4 protein-coding genes are annotated in these 2,045 nt (G+C 42.8%); 1 reads left to right on the forward strand and 3 read right to left on the reverse strand.

The features are described from left to right. Positions 1-83: 83 nt before the first annotated feature. The 3 genes from B7X71_RS15795 to B7X71_RS15805 are packed head-to-tail and all read right to left on the reverse strand — an operon-like array spanning position 84 to position 1,339. Entirely contained in the window at positions 84-500 is a 417-nt protein-coding gene (locus B7X71_RS15795) for a polymer-forming cytoskeletal protein (protein WP_215302852.1), read from the reverse strand. A 9-nt stretch (positions 501-509) separates the two neighbouring features. Beyond that, complete coding sequence (locus B7X71_RS15800) at positions 510-980, reverse strand: polymer-forming cytoskeletal protein (RefSeq protein ID WP_293601435.1); 471 nt, start codon at positions 978-980, stop codon at positions 510-512. A gap of 20 nt (positions 981-1,000) precedes the next feature. Continuing rightward, complete coding sequence (locus B7X71_RS15805; RefSeq protein ID WP_215302848.1) at positions 1,001-1,339, reverse strand: polymer-forming cytoskeletal protein; 339 nt, start codon at positions 1,337-1,339, stop codon at positions 1,001-1,003. Between the two features lie 197 nt (positions 1,340-1,536). On the opposite strand from B7X71_RS15805, the gene B7X71_RS15810 reads away from it, so the two are divergent. Continuing rightward, positions 1,537-1,902: a surface-adhesin E family protein gene (locus B7X71_RS15810; protein WP_293601436.1), complete on the forward strand. Its 366-nt coding sequence runs from the start codon at positions 1,537-1,539 to the stop codon at positions 1,900-1,902. Positions 1,903-2,045: the final 143 nt, after the last annotated feature.

Below are 2,045 nucleotides of genomic sequence, written 5' to 3' on the forward strand. Positions count from 1 at the left end.
TACCTACCCCACCTTTTTGGTTGGTCACCAGTATCTTAATAGCTTCATGATTTTGCATATTCATTTTTTACGCTATTTAAAATTTAAGTATTGTCTAAACCAACATTGGGTAAAAGATTGGCATCAGCAATCTTAGAAAGCTTGCCACTCAATCTAGCACCATGCTCAATTCCAATTTGGGCATATACGATATCGCCATGCACGTCAGCGCCACTATGCAACTCAACACGCTCTGAGGCATGCACATTGCCCTCCACGCGCCCTGCAACCAACACGCGTACACCAAATATATTGCCCTGTACTAAACCCGTTTTACCAAGCGCAATACAAACATCAGCGCCATACTTCGTCTCAACATCGCCAATAATGGTACCGTCAATCCGCAAACTCTTGGTGGCAACAATCTTTCCGAAAATTTCTAAATCGGGGCCGATGATGGATCCAAAAGTTTCCCTTGATGGATCCAGCAGTCTGATTGCATGACTTTGTTTAAAGGCCATGTCACATTACTAGCACTTGATGAACTTTCCAGACACCTTGCCACCGCGCTGAATATGAATGTATTTGTAACTAATCGTTCCATCAACATGCGCGAGAGGTCCAACATTCAGATCTTCGCAATTAACTTCGCCTTTCAACTGCCCTTTAATTACCAGTTGATCAGAATTTAATTCCCCATCAACCTGACCGCTAGCATCGATCAACACTGACTTTGCAGTAATTTTTCCACGCACAGTGCCCGCAATATTCAAGATACCATCTGAAGTAATCGTACCCTCAAAAGTAAAACCTTCGCTAATAATGGACGGCTTAGAAATACCAGGGCGACTTGAGGACTCATTGCGCACGGCCTCATAGGCTGATGTTGAAACCGCTACTGACTCTTCAACTGCAGAAGCATCAGAATAATTCTCAACTTGCTCATCAGCAATTTTGTCTTCACTGTTATCGGGTGTTGAGTTTTTAGAAAAAATAGACATCGTGATTTAGCTCAAAAAAATTAGGAATGTGGATTGAGATTATGTAGGTCGCCATGTAAATGGCCGCCTTTTTCAATTTCAATTTCGGAGTAATGAATAGATCCAGTTACTTTTCCAGTGGAGCGAATAATTAGGCTACGTGTTGAGGATACAAACTCATTCGCTTCGCCACGGATATCAATAGACTCTCCGGAGAGTTTTCCATGCACGACACCAGTTGCCTCGATGAGGATTTGCTTGGCAGTCAATTCACCTTCTACTACTCCAGAAATGGAAGCAATATCGGGAACCTCAAAATTTCCTTTGAGAACCACGCCCTCGCCAACGAATAAACAACCTAGTTGATTTACTTCAGCCATACTTAGCACTCCTTAGCGCGCATTATCATTAATAAAGATTTAGGCAATTCTATCAGCTGAACGCTACTTTTGGGCTTTAAAATGCACTATTTGCTAATAAATTCATTATTTCTAACTCGATTATATAAAAGCCAGTAATTCTCAAAAAATCAGTATTTATTTGCTTAACGGTTTTTTTAATAAATCCACTTAATCCGTTGTGGGCAAAGTGGGTTTTTATCTCCAATGACAACGTCGGCAATGCCTATTACTACGAAGACACCAAGACTGTCAGGGATAGTGCAGCCAGTGAGGTCAGCACTTGGCAGCTTATTAGCTACAACGAAGCATTGACCGCGCCCAATGGCGCCCTAACGCAGTCAGTAATTCAAGATATATCGTATTTTTGCAAAACCGGCTACGAGAGCTATAAGCAGTTTTACATAGGGTATTACTCTGGAACCGGGGGATCCGGCGTCAGTGTCGAGCAACTAGATACCTCAGGATCACAATGGGACAGGGTCATTCCAGATACGATGAGCTATGTGCTCTATCAATTTTTTTGCGTCCCCCCAAGCCCATAAAAAAGCCACCACTTAGTCTGCAACTTACTGTTTCACATCCGATCCCTGCTCAGTTTTGCCAGAATCGCTCGCAGATGGCTTCGCAAAGTAGCTCATTGGGAAGGTGGACTCAGTGCCGTAAGGCCCTTTAATCCAGATTTGAA

This window comes from Polynucleobacter sp. 39-46-10, assembly GCF_002282275.1.